The 4,450-nt window shown below is 64.5% G+C and carries 7 protein-coding genes; all 7 read right to left on the reverse strand.

Annotated elements, in window-relative coordinates:
- Nucleotides 1-111 precede the first annotated feature (111 nt).
- Entirely contained in the window at nucleotides 112-432 is a 321-nt protein-coding gene (locus tag B2V90_RS11105) for a hypothetical protein (protein ID WP_031297835.1), read from the reverse strand.
- Nucleotides 433-522: 90 nt separating this feature from the next.
- Nucleotides 523-1,896 (reverse strand): MATE family efflux transporter, encoded by a 1,374-nt coding sequence (locus B2V90_RS11110; RefSeq protein ID WP_228220416.1) that lies wholly within the window; start codon nucleotides 1,894-1,896, stop codon nucleotides 523-525.
- A 55-nt stretch (nucleotides 1,897-1,951) separates the two neighbouring features.
- Nucleotides 1,952-2,881 (reverse strand): DUF808 domain-containing protein, encoded by a 930-nt coding sequence (locus B2V90_RS11115; RefSeq protein WP_228220415.1) that lies wholly within the window; start codon nucleotides 2,879-2,881, stop codon nucleotides 1,952-1,954.
- Nucleotides 2,882-2,987: 106 nt separating this feature from the next.
- The gene (locus tag B2V90_RS11120; protein ID WP_009821295.1) at nucleotides 2,988-3,212 is read right to left on the reverse strand and encodes a hypothetical protein; all 225 of its coding nucleotides are present in this window, start codon (nucleotides 3,210-3,212) and stop codon (nucleotides 2,988-2,990) included.
- Nucleotides 3,209-3,541 (reverse strand): hypothetical protein, encoded by a 333-nt coding sequence (locus B2V90_RS11125; RefSeq protein ID WP_228220414.1) that lies wholly within the window; start codon nucleotides 3,539-3,541, stop codon nucleotides 3,209-3,211. Before B2V90_RS11125 ends, B2V90_RS11120 begins: the two co-directional genes overlap by 4 nt.
- 179 nt (nucleotides 3,542-3,720) lie before the next feature.
- Entirely contained in the window at nucleotides 3,721-4,323 is a 603-nt protein-coding gene (rplI, locus tag B2V90_RS11130; protein ID WP_009821297.1) for a 50S ribosomal protein L9, read from the reverse strand.
- Nucleotides 4,324-4,336: 13 nt separating this feature from the next.
- The coding region (gene rpsR / locus B2V90_RS11135) for a 30S ribosomal protein S18 (RefSeq protein WP_293921291.1) at nucleotides 4,337-4,450 on the reverse strand (114 nt) is incomplete at its 5' end.

Raw genomic sequence — 4,450 nt, forward strand, 5'->3', positions numbered from 1 at the left:
ATCGGTTGGATGTTCCGGTGGGGCTATCGGCTGAAAAAATAGCGGGCCGCAAGACGGAGGGGGGGGGGGGGCATGAAATGGCGCTCCCCGCTGCCCGTCAAACGGGATGGATCAGGCGGCGGCGCTTTCGGGGGCGACGGCGAACAGGGTCACGCCCTTATATTTGTCATCGCCATCATTATAGAGGCCATACATCGCCTCAAACGTCTCATCGAGCACCTGAATGTCGGACAGGCCCGCCAGCTTGAACGTGCCAAGCTTCAGCTCGCGCGGCGGGCGGCCGTCGCGATCGGTCGTCACGGCGTCGATATACATCTCGTCATGACGGGTATAAAGGATGTGCGGGGCGAGGGTGACGACCATCTTGTTATAGGTCACCTTCAGGCACTTCTGGAGCGCGATCGCTTCAAAAATCTCGGTCGGGGCTTGCATGATGAGCATTCCCTGACGGATTTTGGCGATTCTTTCAATTGCTTTGTGCGCCGCACCATTTCCTTCCGTGCAATCGTTGCGGCGAATGGTTTACTGGTGGGGCAGCAGGTGGAGCCGCTCGCGCAGCGTCCAGCGCGCGACCAGCAACACCGCTGCGGCGCCAAGCCCGCTTGCCAGGCCAAGCCAGATGCCGACGCCCTGCAGCCCGAACGGGAAAGCAAGCAGCGTCCCGACGCCGATCCCCACCACCCAGTAACCGATCAGCGCAAAGACCATTGGCACGCGCGTGTCCTGGACGCCACGCAAGACGCCCGCGCCCACCGCCTGCGCGGCGTCGGCCAGCTGAAACAGGGCGGCGACGGCCAGGAAGCTGACGGCCAGACTGACCGTGCGCGCATTGGCCGGATCCACCAGATCGAGAAAGGCGGAGACCAGGGTGCGCGGCATCAGGATAAGCAGAGCCGCCGCGCAAAAGGCAAAGCCGGTGCCGATGCCCAGCGCCAGCCAGCCCGAGCGCCCAACGCCGGCGCGGTCGCCGCGTCCATAGGCGATGCCCACCCGCACGGTCGCGGCCTGACCAATGCCCATTGGCACCATGAAGACGAGCGCCGCGATCTGGATCGCGACCGCATGGGCGGCGAGCGAATCCCGGCCGATCAGTCCCATCAGGAAGGCCGAGGCATTGAAGACGCTCGTTTCAAAGCCCAGCGTGATTGCGATGGGCAGGCCCAGCGCCCACACCTGACGATGCCGCTCCCGATCGGCGGACCAGAAACGGCCGATCAGACGATAGCGCCGGAAACGCCGGTCGATCAGGATCACGGCCAGCAGCCCGAAGAACAGGAAGCTGGACGACAGGGTACTGGCCAGCCCGGCTCCAAACAGGCCAAGCGCGGGCAACCCCAGATGGCCGAAGATCAGCGCCCAGCCTGCCGCGACGTTGAGCGGGATCGCCGCCAGCATGATGACGAGGCCCCAGACCGGCCGTTCCAGCGCGGCGATGAAGTTGCGCAGCGTTGTAAAGCCCAGAAAGGGGAGCAGCGCCCATTGCAGCCCGCGCATCAATTCGCCTGCGCCGCGCGCGAGATCGGGCTGTTGCCCCAGCGCCAGCAATATGGCTTCGCAATACCAGAGGATGACCCAGGACGGGATCACGAAGAACAGGGCGGCACGCAGCGTCTGGTGCACGGTGCGGCGCACGTCGCGCACGCTATGGCGGCGGCGGCCACGTTCGCTGGCGATCAGGGGCGAGGCGGCCGTGACAAGGCCCATGCCGAAGATCAGCAGGGCATGGAACAGATTGATGGCGAGCGCGCCCGCCGCCACGCTTTCCGCGCCCCGCCGGCCGAGCAGCAGCAGATCGCTGGCGGCAATGGCGGACCAGGCGATGTTGCCCGCGATCATCGGCAATGCCAGCAGGATGAGCGCACGCGCTTCGGTGCGCCAGGGATGGGTGGATGTCATGACAAATTTTGGCGAAGAGGCGCGCATCTTCGCTCACGCTCCGAAAATTGCGGCTTTAATGCTTTTTGAACAGGTGCAGCACAGCGACGATGAGGCCGCCCACCACCAGCCCGACGATCGCGCCGCCAATGGCGTTGACGATCCAGTCGGCGGCTGCGCCGATCGCGGGCAGGGCCTGCGCCGCTGAGGCCGCCAGATGATGGATGGCGCCAGGCACCAGATCCAGGTGGAATTCGTGCAGGCCATGGACGATGAGGCCGCCGCCGACCCACAGCATCGCGGCGGTGCCAACGACGCTCAGCACCGACATCAGTACGGGCATCGCCTTGACGAGGCCCCGACCCAGCGCCTGCGTGGCAGCCGATGACCGCTGCGCCAGGTGGAGGCCGATATCGTCCATCTTCACGATCAGCCCGACCACGCCATAAACGCCAGCCGTGATCAGCAAGGCGACGACGACAAGGACAACAGCCTGTTCCCAGATCGGCTCGCTCGCCACCGTGCCGAGTGAGATGGCCATGATCTCACCTGACAGGATGAAATCGGTGCGGATGGCGCTGGACACCTTCTGCTGTTCCAGTTCGGCGGAACTGTGCGTCTGGATCGCCTCTTGCGCGACGTCATGGCCCTTGCCCATCGCCTCGATCAGCTTTTCGACGGCTTCGAAGCAGAGGAAAGCGCCGCCCGCCATCAGCAGCGGCGGCAGCAGCCAGGGCGCAAAGGCCGACAGCAGCAGCGCAGCCGGCAGCAGGAAGAGCAATTTGTTGCGGAGCGACCCTTTGGCGATCTGCCAGATGATCGGCAATTCGCGCTCGGGACTGAGGCCCATGACGTAATTGGGGGTGACAGCCGTGTCGTCAATGACGACGCCCGCCGCTTTGGAACCTGCCCGGCCTGCCGCGCCGGCGACGTCGTCGAGCGAGGTGGCGGCCAGCTTGGCGATGCCCGCCACATCATCGAGCAGCGCAATCAAACCCGAAGGCATGATGGAAAATCCCCTGTTGCAGGCGGCAAAGGCGCCGCCTGTCCGGTCGCTCCCTTACCGGGCGCTGATCAGGGGGGCAATGGGCCTCATGCGTCGAACCACCGAGTCAGAAATTGCCCGGCGGATCGCTGGCGGGAAAGCTTTCGTCCGCCTGTTCATCGACCTTGTCCCAGCTTGGCTCGCCGCCTTGCGGTCCAGCGTCGCGCACGACGCCGGATGATCCGACCGGGCCGCGATCATCGGCCTCTCCGCCGCCCATCCAGTCGCGCCATCCCTTGACCGCGAAATAGCCCAGGCCCGTGACGATCCCCAGCTTCAAAAGCCCTTTCATGATGGTGTCTCCTGCTTTTTATGAAGATGAACCCAGTCCGCGCGATCATGGCTGACCGCATCGGGCGTCAGTTGCATGTCCCCTTCTTCGTCGGTCCCCAATGGCGGCTCGGTTTCCGGCGCCGTCTGTGCCAGCGACCAGCGTTCACGCAGCGCGGCCTCGATCATCGTGCCCCAGGCGGATGCATTCCCCGCTTCGCGCATGGCGGCGTCGGGTTCCTTGAGGATAGCCAGGATGCTCGCGGCGTCCTCCACGCGAGCGGGCCAATGGTCGGGCTGTTCCGCCGCCAGGTGACGCGCCAGTCTTTCGATAAGGGAACGGTTTTCCATGGCTGTCGAACGCCCGGCCGCAGGGGCCGTTCCGGATTTCGTTTCGCCTGCGCGACTTAATGTCGGCGGAAAGGCACGGCGCCTAACCTGTCTTGCTTTTTGCGGATCGCGTCAGGACCGGACGACAAAAAAGCCGCCCGTCGCCGGGCGGCTCTTTCGTTTGGATCCTGCAAGGAAACTCAGGCTTCGTCTTCGGCCGGGGTTTCTTCTTCGGTGTCCGCGGCGATTTCGCCGGGCTCCGCATTGGGATCATAGTCTTCGGTGAAGCCGGCCTCGTCCTTTTCGAACATTTCGGCCATCACGTCGACACCCTGCGCCTGCAGTTCGGCTTCTTCAGGCGACCGCGCGACGTTGACGGTGACCGTCACGGCGACTTCGGGGTGCAGCGCGACCTTAACGTCGAACACGCCCAGCGTCTTGATCGGGCGTTCCAGCACGACCATTGCCTTGGTCACATTGGTGACGCCGTCGGCGTGCAGCGCGTCCACCACGTCGCGGACCGCGACCGACCCATAAAGCTGGCCGGAGTTGGACGACTGGCGGATGAGCACGATCTGCTTGCCGTTGACACCTTCGGCCGCCTTTTCAGCGTCGCCACGACGGGCGGCGTTTTCGGCTTCGATGCGGGCGCGGTTGGCTTCGAACACCGCCTTGTTGGCGTTGTTGGAGCGCAGGGCCTTCTTGTTGGGCAGCAGGAAGTTACGCGCATAACCGTCCTTGACGGTTACGACGTCGCCGATCGCGCCCAGCTTCTCGATGCGTTCGAGGAGAATGATTTCCATGGGTCTTTCTCCCTTACTTCACGATATAGGGCAGCAGGCCCAGATGACGGGCGCGCTTGATGGCCGAAGCCAGCTCGCGCTGCTTCTTGGCCGAAACGGCGGTGATGCGGCTGGGGACGATCTTGCC

The organism is Sphingobium sp. UBA5915 (assembly GCF_002431195.1).
Classification (GTDB): domain Bacteria; phylum Pseudomonadota; class Alphaproteobacteria; order Sphingomonadales; family Sphingomonadaceae; genus Sphingobium; species Sphingobium soli.